Source organism: Paenibacillus sp. yr247, from assembly GCF_900103825.1.
Classification (GTDB): Bacteria; Bacillota; Bacilli; order Paenibacillales; family NBRC-103111; genus Paenibacillus_E.
Genome location: NZ_FNIF01000002.1, coordinates 207,765 through 228,624, shown reverse-complemented (window position 1 = coordinate 228,624; position 20,860 = coordinate 207,765). Strand labels below are relative to the sequence as shown.

Genomic DNA, 20,860 nt, shown 5'->3' with positions numbered 1-20,860 from the left:
TTAGAAAGCAACGTAATCGTCAATTTCGTTCAAATTGAACAAGTAGACTTTCTTCTCATCTACATGATACACCGTCACATTCTGATTGCTGCTATCATAATTCAAAATCCGGCATGGGAGATTTAGCTTGATTCCTTTGCCTTTAATGACCGTCAAACGAATCAGGGTATTATTCGTTTTGAAGCCCTCCAACTGGTCTATGATATGTTCTGCTGCCCCACTGTTGGCTGAGGTTTTCGCCGCGGGCGGAGGAGTTAAAGGCGGTGCTGCAGCCACTGCCTTTTTGCTTGTATGTAACGGAGGCGCACTCTCTTTTTTCGTGTTCAGTTCAATTAATTTGCCAAGCCCAATTCCCTTAATGATTTGATAATCTTTGACTGTATCAACATTCAAAAGATGAAGAAGCTTCTCCATGGCAAGGCCATTCGTGGCATCTTCAATCAGAATTTCTACGGTGAATAAATGTCCATTCGGACTTGTGCTTGCTTTACCTTGACTCATATAGCCTCCTTGCTGCCCAGAAATTGCTCTTATGCTAACTATATCATGATATCATACTCATTTATAGCTTGCTTTTCACATGATCGGGAAAATCACATGCATCTTTTCAATACTTTCTCACACCGTACTAGCAGGGAGCGCATATACTACCGTAAGACTGCGAAGAGGAGCTGTGCAGAGCATGATGCGCGTTGAACCCATTCTCCTTGAAGGACATACAGCTATTGCTATTGAGGTTAAACTGCCCAAAACGACGCTGCTGGTAGTGACAACGGATAAAGGTTACATTATGTGCGGCGCTCTCGATGTTGCGCTGCTCAATGAGCGCTTGAAAGATAGGAATATTGTGGCGGCTCGGGCAACGGGAGTTCGAACGATTGAGGAACTTCTGGAAGCACCGCTTGAATCGGTGACGTATACGGCGGAAGACTTAGGCATCGTAGCTGGAATGACGGGAAAGGAAGCCATTTTAAGAATGATGTAAGGGTGTTGTTTAGTTTCGGAAATAGAACGTCTGAGGTCTTAGGATCTCGGCGTTTTTTATTTTTTTAGGGATGACGAACAAAAGGACCGCTTTATTTAGTGCGAAAATATAAAAATGTGCAGAATTATCCATTTCCTGTAATTTCCTAACGAAATTCTAAACGAAGGCGTTGTTATTTTATTAACCAAGTGTTAAAATATGATTCGTCCATTACATAGCACGGGGGGAATTATTTTGAAAAAATTAACGGTTTTTGTACTAGCTGTAGTTTTAGTTGTGGCATTAGCAGGTTGTGGATCCAAAGGAAGTGGTGGCACGAAGTACAAATTTGCTACGGACGCTTCCTATGCGCCAATGGAATATATGGACAAAGACAAGATGACCGGTTTTGATATCGATTTTCTTGCTGAAGTAATGAAGGAAGCAGGTCTTTCCTACGATGTAACAAATACAGGTTGGGATACGATGCTGACAAGCGTTAAGCAAGGTAAAGAGTATCAAGCTGGAATTTCCAGCGTTTCGATTACAGATGAGCGTAAACAAACGTACGATTACTCCATTCCTTATTTCGAATCTACGAATATGATTCTTGTTAAAGAGGGCAGCCCGATCAAAAGCGCGACTGACCTGAAAGACAAGAAAGTCGCAGTTCAACTTTCTACAACGGCGGATACACTCATGAGCAAAATTATGGGTGAGACGAACAAATCCTTGAAGCGTTTGGATAATAACACACTTGCTCTATTGGAGCTTGAAAATAACGGTGTTGACGCAGTTGTCGCAGACATTGCGATTGTTCGTGAATATGTGAAAAATAATCCGAACAAGAAATTCACCACGATTTCTGACGCAAAAAACTTTGAGGCCGAATACTACGGGATTTTGCTTCCTAAAGGCAGCGAGCTTAAAGCTAAGTTAGACCCCGCTATCAAGAAAGTTATTGAGAACGGTGCTTACGCAAAAATATACAAAAAATGGTTTGGTCAAGATCCAGATACGAAGAAATTGCTTGAACAAAAATAATAAGGTCAACAGCATGCGTGACTTCAACCTTACGCATGCTGTTGTTCTGTTATTAGCATAATAAGTTAGGAAAGGAAGTGTGGAATGGATTTTCGTTTTGACATCATTGTTGAATATTTACCTTTATTGCTGAAGGGTACGCTCTGGACTATCGGCATATCTATTCTTTCCATCCTGTTCGGCTCTGTATTAGGGCTAGCTGTTGGATTAGGCAAAATGTCACACCGTGGCTACCTGCGATGGCCAACTAGTATATACGTAAACTTTTTCCGCGGTACGCCGCTGCTTGTTCAAATATTACTCGTCCACTTTGGGATCGTTCCTTTATTCATTGGTACAACTAACGCCATTATTGCTTCTATCTTGGCCTTATCTTTGAATTCAGCAGGCTATATGGCTGAAATTTTCAGAGCGGGTATTCAATCCATTGATAAGGGACAAACCGAGGCAGCTCATTCGTTAGGTATGACTCATTTCCAAACGATGAAGACAGTTATTTTGCCACAAGCGATTAAACGTATGATACCTCCATTTGGGAATGAGTTTATTGTGCTCATTAAGGACTCGTCCTTGTTCGCTGTCATTGCTGCTCCAGAATTGATGTATTGGTCTAATGCGATGCGCAGCCAATATTTTAAAGTGTGGGAGCCTTATTTGACAGCAGCTCTTATTTATTTCATTCTCACTTACTCTCTAAGCAAGCTGCTTGCTTATCTGGAAAGGAAAGTGTAGAGATATGACGGCTATGATTGAAGTTAGAAATCTTAAAAAATCGTTCGGGGATAATGTTGTCCTGCGAGATATAAGTGCAGATATTCAGAATCAAGAGGTTCTTGTTGTGATCGGGCCTTCCGGATCGGGGAAATCGACGTTTCTGCGGTGTCTAAACCTGTTAGAGCAGCCGGACAGCGGCAGTATCTTGATTGACGGTAAATCGATTCTGGATCCTTTAAATAAGATTAATGAGATTCGCATGGAGCTTGGGATGGTTTTTCAACGGTTTCATTTGTTCCCGCATATGAAAGTCATTGATAATATTACGTTGGCGCCGATTCAAGTGAGAAATTGGACTGAGGATAAGGCACGTAAGAAAGCGCTAGAGCTTCTAGAAAAGGTAGGTTTGGCGGATAAAGCCAATGCCCTTCCAGACTCGCTTTCAGGCGGTCAGGCACAGCGTGTTGCAATTGCGCGCGCACTTGCGATGGAGCCGAAAATTATGCTGTTCGATGAGCCGACATCGGCCCTGGATCCTGAAATGGTCGGGGAAGTGCTGGCTGTTATGAAACAACTGGCCAAAGAAGGCATGACGATGGTCGTTGTTACGCATGAGATGGGCTTTGCTCGCGAAGTCGGCGACCGCGTTATGTTTATGGAACAGGGCGTTATTGTCGAAGTAGGCAAACCGGAGCAAATTTTCGAGAATGCCGAACAGGAGCGGACAAAATCATTTTTGTCTAAAGTGCTCTAGCACTTTTTATAAGGTAGATGTATGTAGGGAGAGGATCGCATGTCGATCCTCTCTTATTATTTATATCTTTTTGGCAAAAGATAGCTTTATAATGAGGATAACCATCATATATGAAACTAAAGGTGATTTATGCCATCGTTATTTTCTCATTTATTTAACCGCTTTCAATTTCGCGTGTTTTTGTATCTCTTCATGGTCACTTCGATTCCAATTCTCTGTGCGCTTTATTTATTTGATCAACAGTTCTCCGCCTACAGTGAGAAAGAGTTCATGTCCGCAGTGGAACAAAGACATGATCAAATGCTTATGAGAATGAATCAGGAATTCCGTTATGCATCGGAAATAACACACCGCAGTGCGGTAGACTATGGGATTATAAATTATGCCAAAATCAAAGATGATTCTGCGAATTCAAATGAAGTAAAAGAGCTGAGCGACTATTCGAACAGCTTGCTGTCTGAGCAGTTGCTTCAGAATCGTTATGTCGAGCAGGTATGCTTGACTTTAACTGCATCGAACAGGACGCTATGCTCCCAAAGCGAGGGGTCTGAAGCGATGGCGACACGTATAAAAGGTCCTTATAAAAGTTTTGAGCCCATAGAAGCAGAGAGCAGTAAATTTAACGGATATATACTGACCTATTCGGAGTCGGTTATGGATAAACCGAGTAAGCAGGAGCTTGGAAGGGTCACTATTTGGTTCAATATGAACAAGTTGTGGAAAGAACTATCTTTCAAGAGTCCTTCTCATGCCTATGTATTGATGGATCAACATAAAAGGGTAGTTTACCGAAATGGAATATACACGGGCGACGATTTCCGTGGAGCTGAACGTGAGGCCGATTATGTGCATGTTGATGGTACTGTAGTTCATTCTATGAAGCATATAGATATGATCGGAGGCGGACAGTGGATGTCTTACTATGAAGCCCCAATTACCTTATCTAGTGCGGCCTTTCCGCATTATCGCACATGGCTTATACTATTACTTTCTTTGGTTGTGGCACTTTGCATAAGCAGCTCTCTTCTTTTCATCAATTTTGTGACGAAGCCTTTATATGTGCTAAAAACGTTAATGAATCGTGCGGAAAGCGGCGATTTGAGAGCGTATTGGACATCCAAGAGCTCCAATGAGTGGACGCAATTAGGTCAAAGTTACAATCAAATGTTGAATCGTTTAGAAGACCTTATTAAACAAGTGAAAAGGGAAGAATCTCTGAAGAAAGAAGCTGAAATGGAAGCACTCCATTATCAACTAAACCCGCACTTTCTTTACAATACACTGAATACGATTAAATGGGTTGCTAAAATACATAAGACACCGCAAATTTCAGAGGTTGTCAGTGCTTTAGTTCGACTTCTGCAAGCAAGTTTAGGTAAAAAAGGCGAGTTTATTACACTTCGTGAAGAAATAGGCCTAACCCGTGATTATATGGAAATTCAAAGGTTTCGTTACGGTGATCGCATTCAGGTTGTAACCGAAGTAGATGAGTTGACTTTAGGCTGCTTGGTACCGAGGATGCTCTTGCAGCCGCTTGTGGAGAATGCGATTATTCACGGTATCGAACCATCGAAGCGGGAAGGGATTATTACGATTCGTTCATGGTTAGATAGAGACCTCTTATTGTGCCAAGTTGAAGACAATGGTGTCGGGATGCAGGTGGAAGAGGGAAGCTCAGGTTGGAATGCTATGCATGCAGTAGGAGGAGCGCAATCTGGCAAGCTCAGGGAACGAATGAGTGGGGTGGGAATTTCCCATATTCGCGAGAAAATTAAGCTGTACTATGGGCCCCAATTCAAAATGCATATTGGAAGCAAACCAGGGGAAGGAACCACAATCCGGATGTCTCTCCCCATCCATCAATTTGAGGAGTGAATGCAGATGAATGTGCTTGTAGTGGATGATGAACCCATCATTCGTCTAGGTTTACGTACGTTGGTGGATTGGGAAAAGCATGGCTTTACCTATGCAGGGGATGCTGAAGATGGCTTAGAAGCTTGCGGGCTTCTGGAGCCATTGAATATCGATATCGTGATAACCGACCTTATCATGCCGCGAATGGACGGCCTAGCTCTCATTCGTATGCTGAGAGAAAGTGCAAGACCTATAAGTACCATTGTACTGAGCTGTATGGATGATTTCACTTACGTGAAAGAAGCAATGAAGCTTGGTGCCAAGGACTATATTCTTAAGCCAACGATGGAACCAGAGTCATTGCTTGAAATACTGCAGGTTGTGAAGCTTGAACTGGAAATGAAGTGGCATGAGCGAAAGGAGCAGCAGAATCGGCAGCTTGAGCTGGCATCCACGAAGCAAATGCAGCTTTCGAATAGGCTGCAGGCTTATTTGCAGACAAGTATTGGCGAAACTGAGCTGCAGGCGGAGTTGTTCGGAGAGGGAATGACGGAGAACGATCATAACGGAGCAGGGGCAAGTGCATCCAGCAGCCTAGTCAGTCTGCTGCTGCACACCGGGCCAACCGCAGCTGTCGCAGACTGGCGCTGGACCGGCTGCCTGGCGGCGCTGCCGCTAGCCGCCGACAGCGTGATGCTGCTCGTTCCGGCAGCAGCTGGAGAGCTTGACGCCGCCGGAGATGGCGGCGTCTATGCCGCTGCCGCGGCGCTTGAGCGCGCCGCGGAGGTCCGGCTGGCGAACGCGCCGGACTGGTTCATCGGAGCCGGCGTCGTCGTGCGCCGGCTCTTGCAAGTGAAGCATGCCGCGGAGCTGCACGCGCGGCAGCTTCATGAGCGATTCTACAGCTCCAGCTGGAATCGCCTGATTGTGCATGCTCCGGAGGCAGCGAGCATGGAAGTGCCGTACGACATCCGCAGCGATCTGCTGCGCTGCGTCGCGCACGACAACAGCGAGGGGTATTTGTATCATGCCGAGGCTCTTTGCCGCAAATTGAGGGAGCAGCGCCCCGAGAAGGATAAGGTGTTGTCCTTTATCCAGGAGCTGCTCGCGCTGGCTGCAGGCTACGCACGTGAACGCGGCTACGCAGGGATTGAACGCTATGAAGAGCTGTTCGTCTATAGCAAAGCTCTGCACGCCTGCAGCAAGTTCGAACAGGTTAAGGAACGGCTTCTCCAAGCCATGAGTATGCTCATGGAGAACCAGCTGGCCTTAGGGAACGAGCATATTCACCGCTCGCACAATACGTTTATCCGTAAGGTTCTTGCTTATATGATGGAGAATTATGCATCACCGATTAGCACCTCGGATATGGCTGATCATGTCAGGTTGAGCCGCAGCTACTTGAGTGATTTATACAGCAAAGAAATGGGAGAGTCGTTGAGTGAAACACTGACGAGAATCCGAATGGAAGAAGCGAAGCGTAGACTGCGAACAGGAGAAATGAAGGTATACGAAGTCGCGGATGCGGTAGGGTTTCCAGATGCGAAAACATTCGCCAAGACGTTCAAACGCGTGGTTGGTTGCTCGCCGAAAGAGTTCGTAAAGCCGATGTAGAGATCGAACAAATAGACACCTTTTCCAACAAAGGTTGTCTATTTTTTTGTTATGTAAAGGTTTACATTTAGAGGGTAGTCCCATGATTAGGATAAAAAAGAGGTGCTAACTTTGAATATGCTTGAAGATCAACTACCGATGGTGCAAGCAATAGGGGTTACACGTGTTTTTGGAAAAGGCCCCGGAGCCGTTCATGCATTGAGGGGAGCTAATTTATCTATTCCCAGAGGCAGACTTGTGGCTTTGCGCGGGAGATCCGGGTCCGGTAAAACAACGCTGCTTAATATATTAGGCGCATTGGACCATCCTTCGGAAGGTGCCGTCTATTTAGAAGGAATGGAGATCAGCAGTCTATCTGAGACAAAGCGCAATGAAGTTAGACGGAAGCAGATCGGTCTTATTTTTCAATCTTTTGCCTTAGTACCGTATATGTCGGCCTACGAGAATGTTGAGTTTGGGTTGCGCATATCGGGGATTCACCCCAATCAATATAAGGATTTGGCAGAAGAGGCGTTAGATTTCGTTGGATTGAAGCCGAGAATGAAGCATCGTCCATACGAACTTTCCGGCGGGGAACAGCAGAGGGTTGCGATAGCCAGGGCCATTGCGCACAAACCCAAGTTGATTTTGGCAGACGAGCCAACAGCTGAGTTAGATAGCCGAATGGGTCTCCAAGTGCTTAAATTATTCAAGGATTTAGTGCAAGAAGGAATGACGATTATTTTGACAACGCATGATCTGGCGATTATGGAAATCGTAGATGAAGTGTATGCATTGGAGGATGGTACCATTGTCGATGAAGGTTAATAAATTAGCTTCTAGGCTCGTTCTTATTACCGGTGCTGTGGTTTTACTAGCAGGGTGCTCACTGCTGCCCAAAGAAGAGGAAGCGCTGAAACCGCCTTTAGTCAAACCAGTGAAAGAAAATTTCGAGCTTTACGAAGTGAAGAAAGGCAGCATAACGAAGAAGGTCAGTGTTGTTGGGACGTTCAAGTCGAGTAAAACGTCCAATTATTATTTTAAAGAGTCAGGCCATCGGTTAGCTGCAATGCGCGTCAAAGTAGGCGATACCGTTAAACCGGGTGATGTACTGGCTGAACTGGAAAAGGGCGACTTAGAAACACGAATTGCCCTTCAAAAACTGAATCTGGAGAAAGCTCAGATCGCTAGTGTGCAAACACGACAGGTTGATCCTGATCAAACGCTGGTGAATCGCTTGAAGGCCATAGATGTTGAAGCTGCGCAGCTTCAATTATCATCCCTCCAAGCTGAGCTGGAAAAGACGAAGTTAACGGCCGATTCTGCTGGAGTCATAACTTACTTAACCGATCTTCAGCAGGGAACTGTTGTGGATGCCTTCAGTACGCTTGTAGTCCTTTCTGATCCTAATCAGCTGCAGCTATCTTACGAATCTACAGATAGCGGAACACTGTCCGGTATTGAAGTTGGCATGAATGTTGAAGTGAAGATCGGTTCCTCAGGGAATATACAAGGCAAAGTGCTGCGAACGCCCTCAAGCGCTCCCCCGACAGACAATAAAGCGCAAGCCGATAGAAATGCCAAAACGATTATCGTTGGGGTACCGAGTGGAACCGAAGGAGCAGAGATCGGTGCATCCGCAGACATGACTATTATCGTTGAGAAAAGAGAGAATGTCATCGTAATCCCTAGAACAGGTCTTCGGTCTTATCTAGGTAGGGATTACGTTCAAGTGTTGAATGGTGAAAGCCGGAAGGAAGTCGATGTCGAAAAAGGGCTTGTCACACCTACGGAAGTGGAAATTCGAACCGGATTATCGGAAGGTCAGAATGTGATTTTAAATAATTAGCACTCTTTAGGAGGATTGCAATGGCTTTATTTCTGATGATTCTCCGTAAAATGGTCAAAAATCGTTGGCTAGAGCTTAGTTTATTAATAGGGCTAATTATTTCGGTAGCACTTGCAAGCTCGATGCCCATTTATACACACGCCATTTTACAGCGCATGCTGATCAAAGACTTGGAAGTTCTGCAAACCGACACGCAGCAATATCCCGGGCAAGCATATAACTTTGCCTACGTAATGGGATCTGAAAAGGAAGAAGGCGGAGATAAACTTTTAGCGGAAACGGATGCTTTTATGACAGAACAAAGCAAGCGGTTTGACTTGCCGATTCTCCTTTCCACCATAATGCGCAGCACAATAAATTTTGAACTTACACCGAGTGATCCAAGTAAAGTAGACCCTAAAGTGAACCGTTCAGCCGAATTGACAGCCATGTCCGATTTCGAAAAACATATTCGTCTTGTTGATGGTGTAATGCCTTCCACAGAACGCGTGAATGGTGTATATGAAGTGTGGGTATTTCCTGAACTGCTGACACAGTTGAAAATCGTACTTGGCAATGAACTAACCATCGTAAACAAGGAATTGAAGCAAACCATTCGAATAAAGCCGGTTGCCGTCATCGATCGTAAAGATTATGCCGATCTGTATTGGACTAATAATATGAACGACTTGCGAACAAAATTTTTCATTCCCTATGAGTTATTTGAGAAAGATTTTACAAAAAACAAAAGTTTTAATAACACCTTTTCCTATTGGAATTACATACTAGATTATCATCAATTAAAGCTGGAAGGGCTTGAAGCCTATATTAACACACATGTAAGGATAGACAGCTATTTAAGCAATCATTTCAACACATATACGGTCAAAAATCCAGCTATTAACACTTTGAAATTATATGGTGAGAAAGAGAAAAAGCTCAGAATTATGCTGTGGTCGCTTAATGTGCCCGTTAGTATTTTACTAGCCTTCTATTTATTCATGGTTGCCAATTTGATTACAGAACGACAGAAAACAGAGATTGCCGTGCTGCGCAGCAGAGGAGCTAGCCGCACTCAGATTCTTCTTGGTTATGTGTTGGAAGGTATTTTATTAGGGGGAGTTGCTCTTTTAATTGGTCCTTTAATCGGCCTTCAATTAACAAAAATATTGGGTGCTTCGAATGGTTTTCTGGAGTTTGTCCAGCGCGCATCGATGGAAGTCAAGTTGAATCAGGAGGCCTATCAATACGCCGTAGTCGCCGTAGTCGCGTCGGTCTGTATGACACTCATTCCAGCTGTACTCGCCACTCGCGCTACAATTGTTGGTCTTAAACAAACGATGGGGAGGAAGAACAAGCTCTCTTTTGTTCATAAAATGTTTCTCGATGTTCTCTTATTGGTTGTATCCATCTACTTATTACAGAGCTTTAACCGACGTATGAATGATCTGGTTTCCCTAGGACTAGACTCCATGGACATGAAAGTGGATCCGCTTCTTTTCCTTGTGCCGGCTATATTCATATTCGCTATGGGCCTGTTTCTACTGCGGATATATCCATGGGTCATTCAACTGATCTACGGCATCGGCCGAAAGTGGTGGCCTCCTTATTTGTATTCAACCTTGCTCCAAGTTGGCCGCTCAACTACACAGTATCAATTCATTATGCTATTTATCATCATGACACTTGCAACAGGGTTGTTTAGTGCCAGCGCAGCAAGGACGATGAACAAAAATATTGAAGAGAAGATTCGCTATAAGAATGGGGCGGATATTGTTCTGCAAACCAAATGGGAAAATGATGCTCCGACTCCACAGTCAGGGCCGTCAGGCTCTTCGGCAGAAGCGAGTTCCAGTGATGGTCAACCACTTACTAAGAAACGAGTCCAATATACGGAGCCTCCGTTCCTGCCCTTCACACAGCTGGCTGGTGTGGAATCAGCCGCTCGGGTGTTTTATAAAAATGATGCTTATTTCACGTTGGGCAAAGAATCGAAAAAAACAGCGTTCATGGGCATTGATACCGATGAATTCGGACAAACGGCTTGGCTCCGCGACCATTTGCTTGATCATCATTTTTATGATTATTTAAACTTATTGGCTGCCGATTCCAAAGCCGTGCTTATTTCCAAGTCTGTTGCTGAGGAAACAAGAGCCAAAGTGGGCGATGTGGTACATTTAGGATGGAGTGATGTGGAGGGAGCCACTTGTGTTGTGTATGGGATTATTGATTACTGGCCAAGCTGGAATCCCAATCCGATATTATCGCCTGCCACCCAAACAGGGAGCAGTACAGGCAAGACGAAGCAAAGTAAAGTGGATGCACCGAAGTTGGTCATTGGACATCTCTCTTACATTCAAAATAATATGGCTGTAGAGCCTTATGATGTTTGGCTAAAGCTAAAACCGAATATGACCAGTCAAGCTTTGTATGAGGAGTTAGAGCTTAAACATATGTCCGTTTTAAATTTAATCGATACGAAGCAGATGTTGGTTCGCTCCAAGAATGATCCGTTTCAACTGGCCGTGAATGGTGTTATGACACTAGGCTTCCTAATTGCTATAGGAATAAGCTTTATTGGATTTTTACTGTATTGGGTGCTCTCGCTGTCTGGACGGATTTTGCAATTTGGTGTCCTTCGCGCGATGGGAGTTTCTTTTTTACAGCTGATCGGAATGCTAATCGCCGAACAATTACTAACTTCGGGAGCAGCTGTGCTGATTGGCATCCTCACGGGGAATACAGCGAGCCGATTGTATGTTCCCTTGTTCCAGTTAACTTTCGATGCATCGAGTCAAGTGCCTCCTTTTCAAGTGAGCTTTGATCCGAATGATCAGTTGCATTTGTACGTCATTGTCGCTTTGATGATAGGAACGGGTCTTATACTGCTAGGTACGATGCTCTCCAGAATTAAGATTCATCAAGCCGTTAAGCTTGGGGAGGATTAAGGATGATTCACTGTGAAAATCTAGTTAAAATTTATAAAATGGCTGATATAGAAGTCGTAGCATTGCAAGGGCTTGATCTCCACATTGAGGAGGGAGAGCTAATGGCGATTATCGGCAACAGTGGCAGTGGGAAATCGACGCTGTTGAATATGCTGGGAGGGCTCGATCGACCTTCGGCAGGTAATCTCCACGTGGATGGGAAGGACTTGTTGAAATTTAAGGAATCAGATCTGGTGAAGTATAAAAGGGAAACCGTTGGCTTCGTCTGGCAAAATAATGCACGCAATCTAATTCCCTATTTGACAGCTTTGGAAAATGTGGAATTGCCTATCCTGCTGCAGGGACGACGCAAGCGCTACCGCGCTTTAGATTTATTGGATGCTGTAGGTTTGAGTCATCGAAAAAATAACAAGCTAAATGAGCTTTCTGGCGGAGAACAGCAGCGTGTGGCCATTGCTATTGCGCTCGCTAATCAGCCTAAGCTCTTGCTCGCTGATGAGCCGACAGGGTCTGTCGATACGAAGATGGCGATTCAAATTCTCGATCTGTTTCGTGAGCTGAACCGCACCTTCGGTTTAACCGTTGTTATCGTGACGCACGATCCGCTTCTAGCTAAGAAAGTAGATCGAGTTGTTGCCATCCGAGATGGCAAAACCTCCTCGGAGATATTGCGGCGCAAATCCTACCAGGAGGAATTGCTGGAGCTTGAGCAAGGGATCGTTGCTGAGGAGGAGGATTCTCATGTCGAATACGCTGTCGTTGACAAGGCGGGCAGACTGCAAATTCCTGCTAACTTCCTCGAATCGATTGGTGCTTCGAGTACGCATAAAGTTCGCGTTGCGATGGAGGATGGACGAATTGTTCTTCTTCCGCAAGACAAGGGATAAATAACTTGATTACAAACCCAAATCATGGATTTACTCTTCTGAAAGTGTGACTCCGGACTTGTTCTTTTGTCTGTGGGTATTTTACAAAAATTCAAAACTTGTAACCTCACACCTTTACGCATAAAATATGAGAAGGCTGCGATCTAGGCGCAAAACCTAAATTGCAGTCTTTTTTAATTGAAAAATCTATGCTTTTAGCCATGCAACTTTTACATCAGATTAGTAGTCTATTTGATATGTACGTTTTTCAACTTGAGGAGGCATAATTAGGATCATGAATAACAAGACGAAATACTCGCTCGCCATACTCATGGCGTTATCGATAGTAACAGGTTGCAGCAGCAAGGGGGAAGTAGCTCCTAGTGTCAGCCCCACTGCGACGCCCACTTCTTCAGTTAGCGCAGTAAGTCCAGCAGCATCGGCCTCTCCTCCTCCATCTTCTACAATAACCCAACAACCATCACCGGTACCAACGGCTTCCCCAGCGGTCTCTGCAGTTCCGCCAAAAAATGGAGCTATTCAAGTCATTGCGAAGCCGGAAAGTGTGACAGCTCTTGTGAATAAGCAATATTCGCTGCCTGCAAGCTACGAGCCGACTGACTTGGTCTATCCAGAAATTGCATTTGTATTTGCCGAGAAAATTGAAAAGCGTAAAATGCGCAGCATCGCCGCGAGTGCGATCGAAAAGCTTTTTGCAGGAGCGGAGAAGGATGGTATTCATCTTGCCGGTGTTTCGGCTTATCGTTCTTACGCGACGCAAAAATCTATTTTTCAGCGCTATGTGCTTAAAGACGGCGAAGAGAAAGCCAAGATGTACAGTGCTGTTCCTGGAACAAGTGAGCATGAAACGGGACTTGCAATCGATGTAACCAGCAGCGATGGGAAGTGTGCGGCGGAAGATTGCTTTGGCGGGACAAAGGAAGCGAATTGGCTTGATAAACATGCAGCTGAGTATGGTTTTATTATCCGTTATCCCAAAGGCAAATCAGCGATCACCGGTTATCAATACGAGCCATGGCACATTCGCTATGTAGGGGTAGATGTATCTAAAGATCTGGAAACAAAAAAGTTGACGATGGAAGAGTATTATAATGCAGTACCTGTAACCAAATAGTAATGTCGTTATTTTGCACCTCAAACTGTCGCTTATTCGAAATTTATCAGGCTGCTATAGCATGTTACAATGAGTCCAAGTCACTTATTTGGAGGTTAATATGATTAAAGTAGCAATGTTAAGTTTTTGGCACGTGCATGCAAAGGACTATGCTAAACAAGTTACAGAGCATGCGGATACAGAGATCGTTGCGGTTTGGGATGAGATTCCAGAACGCGGACAAGCGGAAGCTGAGCAGCGCGGAGTTACCTTTTACTCGGATCTGGCTGAGCTATTGGCAAATAAGGACATTGATGGTGTCGTTGTGGATACGCCGACTAACCTACATCGCGACGTAATGATTGCTGCAGCGAAAGCAGGCAAACATATTTTTACAGAAAAAGTTATTGCGCCAACGTTACACGAAGTCAATGAGATTCTGGATGCAGTTAATGAAGCGGGTGTGACATTGACTGTTTCATTGCCTCGTTTGAATCCATCATATACGTTAGCGATTCAAGAAATTGTTGAAAAGGAATTGCTCGGACAGGTTACACTCGTTCGTACACGCTTATCACACAATGGCGGCATATCTACAGATGCCAATCCGAAGGGTTGGTTACCGGAGCATTTCTATAATGCAGAGCAATGTGGCGGAGGCGCCTTAATTGATCTCGGTTGTCATCCTATGTATTTAACTCGTTTATTGTTGGGGCTGCCAGAAGCTGTAAGCGCTTCTTATGGTTATGTAACGGGTAGAGAAGTGGAAGATAATGCCGTAGCAACCCTTCAGTATGAGAACGGAGCACTAGGCATTGTAGAAGCTGGTTTTGTGAACGCCTTTTCACCGTTTGTGATCGAAGTTCACGGTACCGATGGCAGTGTGCTTTATTCCGACCATGATGGTAGAGTCTTACTTCGTACAAAAAAGCTTGCTGATGCGAGCGCCCAATGGGTTGCGTATGAGAACGGTCCAGAAGCGAAGCCATCTGCTTTTGATCAATGGGTTACCCATATTCAAAACGGGACTAAAGCAGTTGAAAATATTGGGCTAGCAGTGGACTTAACGAAGCTGATGGAGGCTTCGAATCGTTCTGTTGCGACGAAGCAGCAAGTTCGACTTGATTCATTAGCCCAGTAACTATCTCAAGCTTGAAAGGAAAGGTGTTACGGATGAGTCAGCCATTTTACTTCGAACCGATGCTTGAGAATCCAAGGGCATTGGATCGCTTGGAACTAAGCTTCCGATGGGGTTCTTATGGACTACGTGTACTGCGCTGTCATCTGACTTCCTTTCCTGCCGGAACCATTATAGATTTTCATCAACATTCTGAGTATGAATTTCATTATATCCCCTGTGGAAAAGGCAAAGTAGTCTTGGACGGTGTTACACATCCTCTTCAAGAAGGCATGCTTTATGTAACGGCACCCGGCGTCAGTCATCGTCAAGAGGCCGATGATCGGGAAGCCATGGGTGAACTTTGTCTGCATATTGATATTGTAAAGCTGGATCTGGATGAGGATGAGCAAGGCTCTAAACCGGAGTCTGGGGCGTGGGGACAAGCTTGGGAGATCGCAGAAGCAGATGCCTGCTTAAGGCAGTTGAGCGAACTTCCTCACATCCCTGCATTAGACCGACAGGAAGCAATGAAGTGCTTTCTAGTCGCCTATGAAGCTTGGCGCAGCAATCAGCTAGGTCAATATACCATTATTAAACAGTCCATTGTGCAGATGCTGCTAAGGACGATAGGTGCTTATAAAGCGGATCATCACGGGTTGAATTTGCCTGCACGCGATATGAAGAGCTATCGTTATCAGCTTGCCGTTCAATTCATCGAGGATAACTTCCGTCGTCCGCTAACGCTTGAAGGGGTAGCTGAACGCCTACAGATCAGCTCAAGGCAGCTTCAGCGCATCTTTAAGGAGCAGGCGAACATTTCGTTCAGCGAATACTTAGAACAAGTTCGACTTAAGCATGTATGCACGGAGTTATTGCAAACCTCGATGACCCTTGAGAAAATTGCAGAAAGCAATGGATTTGCTTCCAGTAACTATTTGCACTATGTTTTCAAAAAAGCACATGGTGTCACTCCAAATCATTACCGCGAAAATGTAATGAGTTATGTATAAAAGAAAAGGCTGTTCCCCTCGTAGAATGATCTACTTAGGGAACAGCCTTTTTCTGTGTATAGAAGTCTATTCAAACAGCTTCCGTAAGTTTTCCGTATAAGGTGCTTGGACAATTCCCTTTTCGGTAATAATAGCTGTCACATATTCATTAGGTGTAACGTCGAAGGCTGGGTTGAACACTTTCACGCCTAATGGGGCTGTGCGTTTACCGAAGCCTTGGGTAATTTCATCCTCATGACGTTCTTCAATGGGGATGTCCCCGCCGGTAGGTGTATTCAAATCAATTGTGGAAAGCGGGCTCGCTACGTAAAATGGAATCCCGTGGGCCTTCGCCAACACTGCGACACTGTAGGTACCGATCTTGTTGGCAACGTCACCGTTAGCCGCCACGCGATCCGTTCCTACGATGACTGCTTGGATCCAGCCCTTCGACATGACCGCGCCGGCCATGTTATCACAGATCAGCGTTACGTCGACGCCAGCTTGCTGGAGTTCAAAGGCTGTCAGCCGCGCGCCTTGCAGTACGGGGCGGGTCTCATCCGCGAACACCTTGATGTTCACGCCTTTTTCCTTGGCCAAGTAGAACGGCGCTAGCGCCGTGCCGTACTTGGCTGTCGCTAACCCACCGGCGTTGCAATGCGTCAGCACGCCGAACCCATCCTTGAACAGCGTTAACGCATGTTCGCCGATTAGCCGGTTCGTCTCCTCGTCCTCTGCTTGAATCTTCTGCGCCTCGTCCAGGAGAGCTTCCTTGAAGGCAGCCGGGCTTACGCCCGCTGCTGCCAAGGTCACGGCCCGCGCTCGCATGCGATCTAGCGCCCAGAACAAATTCACTGCTGTCGGACGTGACGTCGCCAGATAGTCCGCTTGCTTCTGGACTTCCGCCAGAAGCTCATCCGCCTGAGCATCCACTTCACGGATGCCAAGGTAAACTCCATACGCGGCGGCGATTCCTATCGCTGGCGCGCCGCGAACCTTTAAGTGCCGAATCGCTTCCCACACCTCTATCGGTGTCTCCAGCGGCAAATACAAAATCTCTTCGGGCAGCAATCGTTGATCTAGCAGATCAAGCTGCTTGCCATTCCAACGCAAGGATTGCAAAGCACCTTGACCGTCAAGGTTTTGCCCTACCAAGCCATCTACATGTTGGTTCGTGTTGGTCATAGCACAAATCCTCTTTCTACTGTTGATTCTTTGGTGGCGATGGCAATAAGCTCATCGATTGATTTCACTTGACGATTGAAACGAATGAATGAAGTGCCAATAGCTAACGCCAAGCGCTGTGCACGTTCTCTTGCAGCTGCATCTTCGATTTTATCAATATCTGCGACATGGGCAAGTCCGACCACACGGCGCACCATTTTAGTTCCTGCGAATCCAACTGTATCTTGGAGCAGATTGGCTAGGAAGTAATCCTGATAGCCGGGCGTTTGAAATATACGATCGACACCGTGTTCATTCCACAAGGCACGGAAATTCGTTTCGAAATGCTTCCATACATCCTTCACAGTTTGTAATAAATAAGAACGATAGGCTTCGCGGCTTGCATGATCCTTACTCCAGCCCTCTTGACCCGCGAAGTTGAGGATGAGGTTAGCGAGCACAGCGCCAATATCAAAACCCATTGGTCCATAAAAGGCGAACTCAGGATCAATCACTTTTGTTGAATCCGGCTTGATAAAGATACTTCCCGTATGCAGATCGCCATGAAGGAGCGCTTGTGCATGAGTAAGGAATTTATTGCGAAGGATGGCTACTTCAAAATGAAGCTCGCTGTCCGCCCAAAGCTGCTCAGCCGCATCACGGATCTGATCTTCGATATTGTTTGTTTCTGCATCACGATACGGATCATCGAAGATTAAATCCTCTGTAATTTTGCAAAGCTCGGGGTTGATGAATCGACCCTGTTGGATTTTCTTTTCCTGTTGGTTTTTGCCTAGATCCGAAGTGAAGAATAACGTATTTGCTAGAAAACGACCGATATGTTCAGCAAAGAGTGGGTACTGGTTAAGTTCAATTAATCCTTTGCGCATAATGATATGATCACTCAAATCCTCCATCACGGTAAGTGCAAGATCTGCGTCATAGGCATAAACGTGAGGCACAAGGTCTGGATTCAAGGCTTTTTCAATTAAGAGCGCTTCGCTTTCAATTCGTGCACGATCTAGTGTTAACGGCCAAGAATCGCCGACGACTTTGGCATAAGGAAGTGCTTGTTTCAAAATAATACTTTTCCCTGTAGCTGTTTCTGATATGCGAAAAACCAGATTTAAGTTGCCGTCCCCGATTTCGTGGCTAGTCAGCTCTGCGCCTGATTGAAACAAATTCGGAATATGGCGCGCGTATTCAATGGCTTCGGCTTCACTTAAAGAATGATATGTGGACATGTTGTTGCCTCCTATGGTTCATTGGATTTAATTCCAACTAATTTACTGTGTATTATTCATCTTTACCTAGTATAAGATAAAATGTTGTTGCATGAAATACTAACTTCGGAAATGTTGCACAATTTACATAAAATAAGTGATTCTAACGTAAATTAGCGTGTGAATGAACATAAACGATTCGTAAATAACAATTAGGAGGCTTTATAATGGTGACAGCATCTTTAACACAATCCATTCAGATAGTTCTGAATAAGCAAATTGCAAATTGGGGTTTACTTTATGTCAAGCTTCACAATTTCCACTGGTATGTGAAAGGTAATCAATTTTTTACACTGCACGTTAAATTTGAAGAACTGTATAATGAGGCTGCTCTTCACGTGGACGAGCTAGCTGAACGCTTACTTGCTATCGGTGGTCAACCTGCAGCTACAATGAGAGCTTATATCGAAGTATCTTCCTTAAAAGAGGCCTTGGGAACGGAAACCGCTACGAAAATGGTTGAAGCTGTCATTGAAGATTTCACAATACTAACACAAGAATTGAAAGCCGGGAGGCAAGCTTGTGAAGAAGTCCAAGATGATACCACGGCTGACATGCTTCTAGCCATTCAAACATCCTTGGAAAAGCATCGCTGGATGCTGCAATCGTTCCTAGGTTAGTCCAAATTTACAAAATCTTCAACTTGAACAAACATGAGCATGATGAAACTTGGCTATACTTGAGGCAAAACAGTTCTGGAGGATGCCAAAGTGATAAAAATCCTGAATCTGCTGCTAATTGTAGCCGCTTGTTGTGTTCTGTTTCTGATTGCTTTCGATGCGGAATCACCTAGCACGGCTGCTGATCCGAATCCTATGAAACAGAATCAAGAACAGTTTGCCCGTATACAACCAACGTATTACGCTAATACTTCGAAATAAGAGAAAGCTTAGGGATGGCTGCGCTTGCGCCATCCCTTTCTTATGTAGAGTTTCATATCTCATATATCACATTGTCTTGGCGCCTTAGATTCCTTATAATAGATAGATTAATTAATGAGGAGAACAAGGAGTTGGCGTCATGGGGAAACCAAAGGCCTTGAAAGAATGGGCATCGGTTGTGAAAGCACTGGAAGATGGAACACAAATTTTCATTATGCGTAAGGGTGGCATTGTTGAGGAAACAAAAGATTTTCAAGTGGAATCCAATGATTTCTTTCTCTATCCGACTTATGAGCATCAAAGAAAGGAGCTGCTGAAAGAGGGTTACAGGGGGGTTATCGATGAATCCCTAGTAGGCTGGAGTGCTGAGGATACGCATGTAACGATTAGCTCTTATGCTCGAATGATTGAAGATATTGAAATTAGCGATCAAGAGCAGTTGAATAAACTAATCCCTTTTCACATTTGGACAGAAAATTTCACGGAAGAAAGATTGAAGTGGAAGCGTAAAAATCCGCTGCATATTATGTTATTAAGAGTGTATAAATGGGTACAACCCTTACATATTCCGATTGAGCAGGCCTATATAGGCTGCAAATCATGGATTCAGTTGGAAGCTATTATACCAGATGATTCATCCTTGGTTCCCGTCTTGGGCGAGGAAGAGTTTGCTGCGCAAGTTGCTGAAATTAAGCGTACCTTGGCGAAATAAAAAGATGACATTTCACAAAATGCTCTCCTTTTTCATGTAATTGCCCTTTCTTGATTTCAGTTAGTAAGTTATAATAGAATTATTCTAATGAGAATCAATGATAATCATTTAAAATGGTTGTCATTTATCTAGTACATTTAAACATTATGGAGGCTTAAAGAAAATGGCAAATTCATCAACATTTACAATAGACGGTCTAAAAGCGAACGTCGAGGGAAAGGAAATTTTGAAAGGTCTTAGCCTGGAGATCAAAGGCGGCGAAATTCATGCCATCATGGGACCAAACGGAACAGGTAAAAGCACATTGGCGTCCGCGCTGATGGGTCACCCGAAATATGAAGTAACCGAGGGTTCAGTAACTTTGGACGGCGAAGATGTTCTCGAAATGGCTGTTGACGAGAGAGCACGCGCTGGTTTGTTCTTAGCTATGCAATATCCAAGCGAAATTACGGGCGTAACGAACGCTGACTTCTTGCGGAGTGCAATGAACGTACGTCGCGGTGAAGGTAACGAAATCTCCTTGATCAAGTTCATTCGTCAAATGGAAGCCAAAATGAAGCAGTTGGAAATGAACCCAGAGTTCATGCACCGTTACCTGAACGAAGGCTTCTCCGGTGGTGAGAAGAAGCGCAACGAAATTCTTCAAATGCTTTTGCTTGAGCCTAAGTTTGTCATTCTGGATGAGATTGACTCCGGTCTGGATATCGACGCATTGCGTATCGTAGCTGAAGGTGTTAATGCTATGCGCAGCGAAGAACGCGGATTCTTGATTATAACGCATTACCAACGTCTGCTAAATTACGTTAAACCTGATTTTGTACATGTTATGATGCAAGGTCGTATCGTAAAATCCGGTGGTCCTGAGCTTGCTGAGCGTCTAGAAGCGGAAGGTTACGACTGGATCAAAGAAGAACTCGGCATCGTGGATGAAACCGTTGGTCAAGACACGGAAGAATTCAAAGTTCCAATGAACACGACTGCGCCGAAGTACTAAAGAGAGGAGAGACTTTGATCTTCAATCAAAGGTCCCTA

20 protein-coding genes are annotated in these 20,860 nt (G+C 44.8%); 17 read left to right on the top strand and 3 right to left on the bottom strand.

Annotated elements, in window-relative coordinates; genetic code table 11:
• Positions 1-501, bottom strand: a complete 501-nt coding sequence (locus BLT91_RS05715) for a hypothetical protein (RefSeq protein WP_090817932.1) — start codon at positions 499-501, stop codon at positions 1-3.
• 181 nt (positions 502-682) lie between these two features.
• Here BLT91_RS05715 and BLT91_RS05710 point away from each other — a divergent pair, with 181 nt between their 5' ends.
• The 13 genes from BLT91_RS05710 (at position 683) to BLT91_RS05650 (ending at position 15,809) form a co-directional block, all read left to right on the top strand.
• Positions 683-985, top strand: coding sequence for a YunC family protein (locus BLT91_RS05710; RefSeq protein ID WP_090817928.1), 303 nt, complete (start codon positions 683-685; stop codon positions 983-985).
• A 231-nt stretch (positions 986-1,216) separates the two neighbouring features.
• Positions 1,217-2,008 carry a basic amino acid ABC transporter substrate-binding protein gene (locus BLT91_RS05705; RefSeq protein WP_254776842.1) on the top strand — a complete coding sequence of 264 codons (792 nt, stop codon included), beginning with the start codon at positions 1,217-1,219 and terminating at the stop codon, positions 2,006-2,008.
• An 84-nt stretch (positions 2,009-2,092) separates the two neighbouring features.
• A complete protein-coding gene (locus BLT91_RS05700) occupies positions 2,093-2,740 on the top strand; it encodes an amino acid ABC transporter permease (protein ID WP_090817922.1) in 648 nt (215 codons plus the stop codon).
• A gap of 13 nt (positions 2,741-2,753) precedes the next feature.
• Entirely contained in the window at positions 2,754-3,476 is a 723-nt protein-coding gene (locus tag BLT91_RS05695; RefSeq protein WP_090819734.1) for an amino acid ABC transporter ATP-binding protein, read from the top strand.
• Positions 3,477-3,668: 192 nt separating this feature from the next.
• Positions 3,669-5,351, top strand: coding sequence for a sensor histidine kinase (locus tag BLT91_RS05690; protein WP_217635181.1), 1,683 nt, complete (start codon positions 3,669-3,671; stop codon positions 5,349-5,351).
• A 6-nt stretch (positions 5,352-5,357) separates the two neighbouring features.
• The gene (locus BLT91_RS05685) at positions 5,358-6,944 is read left to right on the top strand and encodes a response regulator (RefSeq protein WP_175532107.1); all 1,587 of its coding nucleotides are present in this window, start codon (positions 5,358-5,360) and stop codon (positions 6,942-6,944) included.
• 117 nt (positions 6,945-7,061) lie between these two features.
• A complete protein-coding gene (locus tag BLT91_RS05680; RefSeq protein WP_090819731.1) occupies positions 7,062-7,751 on the top strand; it encodes an ABC transporter ATP-binding protein in 690 nt (229 codons plus the stop codon).
• The gene (locus BLT91_RS05675) at positions 7,741-8,772 is read left to right on the top strand and encodes an efflux RND transporter periplasmic adaptor subunit (RefSeq protein ID WP_090819728.1); all 1,032 of its coding nucleotides are present in this window, start codon (positions 7,741-7,743) and stop codon (positions 8,770-8,772) included. The genes BLT91_RS05680 and BLT91_RS05675 overlap by 11 nt, the downstream gene beginning before the upstream one ends.
• Before the next feature lie 20 nt (positions 8,773-8,792).
• Complete coding sequence (locus BLT91_RS05670; protein WP_090817911.1) at positions 8,793-11,699, top strand: ABC transporter permease; 2,907 nt, start codon at positions 8,793-8,795, stop codon at positions 11,697-11,699.
• Positions 11,700-11,701: 2 nt separating this feature from the next.
• A complete protein-coding gene (locus BLT91_RS05665; protein ID WP_090817908.1) occupies positions 11,702-12,586 on the top strand; it encodes an ABC transporter ATP-binding protein in 885 nt (294 codons plus the stop codon).
• A 274-nt stretch (positions 12,587-12,860) separates the two neighbouring features.
• The gene (locus BLT91_RS05660; RefSeq protein ID WP_090817906.1) at positions 12,861-13,700 is read left to right on the top strand and encodes a M15 family metallopeptidase; all 840 of its coding nucleotides are present in this window, start codon (positions 12,861-12,863) and stop codon (positions 13,698-13,700) included.
• A gap of 100 nt (positions 13,701-13,800) precedes the next feature.
• On the top strand, positions 13,801-14,820 hold the full coding sequence (locus BLT91_RS05655) for a Gfo/Idh/MocA family protein (RefSeq protein ID WP_090817903.1): 1,020 nt from the start codon (positions 13,801-13,803) through the stop codon (positions 14,818-14,820).
• Positions 14,821-14,852: 32 nt separating this feature from the next.
• On the top strand, positions 14,853-15,809 hold the full coding sequence (locus tag BLT91_RS05650; protein ID WP_090817899.1) for an AraC family transcriptional regulator: 957 nt from the start codon (positions 14,853-14,855) through the stop codon (positions 15,807-15,809).
• 66 nt (positions 15,810-15,875) lie between these two features.
• Here BLT91_RS05650 and mtnA read toward each other — a convergent pair whose 3' ends face one another.
• Complete coding sequence (gene mtnA / locus BLT91_RS05645) at positions 15,876-16,973, bottom strand: S-methyl-5-thioribose-1-phosphate isomerase (RefSeq protein WP_090817896.1); 1,098 nt, start codon at positions 16,971-16,973, stop codon at positions 15,876-15,878.
• Positions 16,970-18,196 (bottom strand): S-methyl-5-thioribose kinase, encoded by a 1,227-nt coding sequence (gene mtnK / locus BLT91_RS05640; RefSeq protein WP_090817894.1) that lies wholly within the window; start codon positions 18,194-18,196, stop codon positions 16,970-16,972. Before mtnK ends, mtnA begins: the two co-directional genes overlap by 4 nt.
• Before the next feature lie 206 nt (positions 18,197-18,402).
• Here mtnK and BLT91_RS05635 point away from each other — a divergent pair, with 206 nt between their 5' ends.
• The 4 genes from BLT91_RS05635 (at position 18,403) to sufC (ending at position 20,822) form a co-directional block, all read left to right on the top strand.
• The gene (locus BLT91_RS05635) at positions 18,403-18,855 is read left to right on the top strand and encodes a Dps family protein (RefSeq protein WP_090817891.1); all 453 of its coding nucleotides are present in this window, start codon (positions 18,403-18,405) and stop codon (positions 18,853-18,855) included.
• 90 nt (positions 18,856-18,945) lie between these two features.
• The gene (locus BLT91_RS31310) at positions 18,946-19,116 is read left to right on the top strand and encodes a hypothetical protein (RefSeq protein ID WP_175532106.1); all 171 of its coding nucleotides are present in this window, start codon (positions 18,946-18,948) and stop codon (positions 19,114-19,116) included.
• Positions 19,117-19,255: 139 nt separating this feature from the next.
• The gene (locus tag BLT91_RS05630) at positions 19,256-19,828 is read left to right on the top strand and encodes a DUF1802 family protein (RefSeq protein ID WP_090817888.1); all 573 of its coding nucleotides are present in this window, start codon (positions 19,256-19,258) and stop codon (positions 19,826-19,828) included.
• A gap of 163 nt (positions 19,829-19,991) precedes the next feature.
• A complete protein-coding gene (sufC, locus tag BLT91_RS05625) occupies positions 19,992-20,822 on the top strand; it encodes a Fe-S cluster assembly ATPase SufC (protein WP_090817885.1) in 831 nt (276 codons plus the stop codon).
• Positions 20,823-20,860 lie beyond the last annotated feature (38 nt).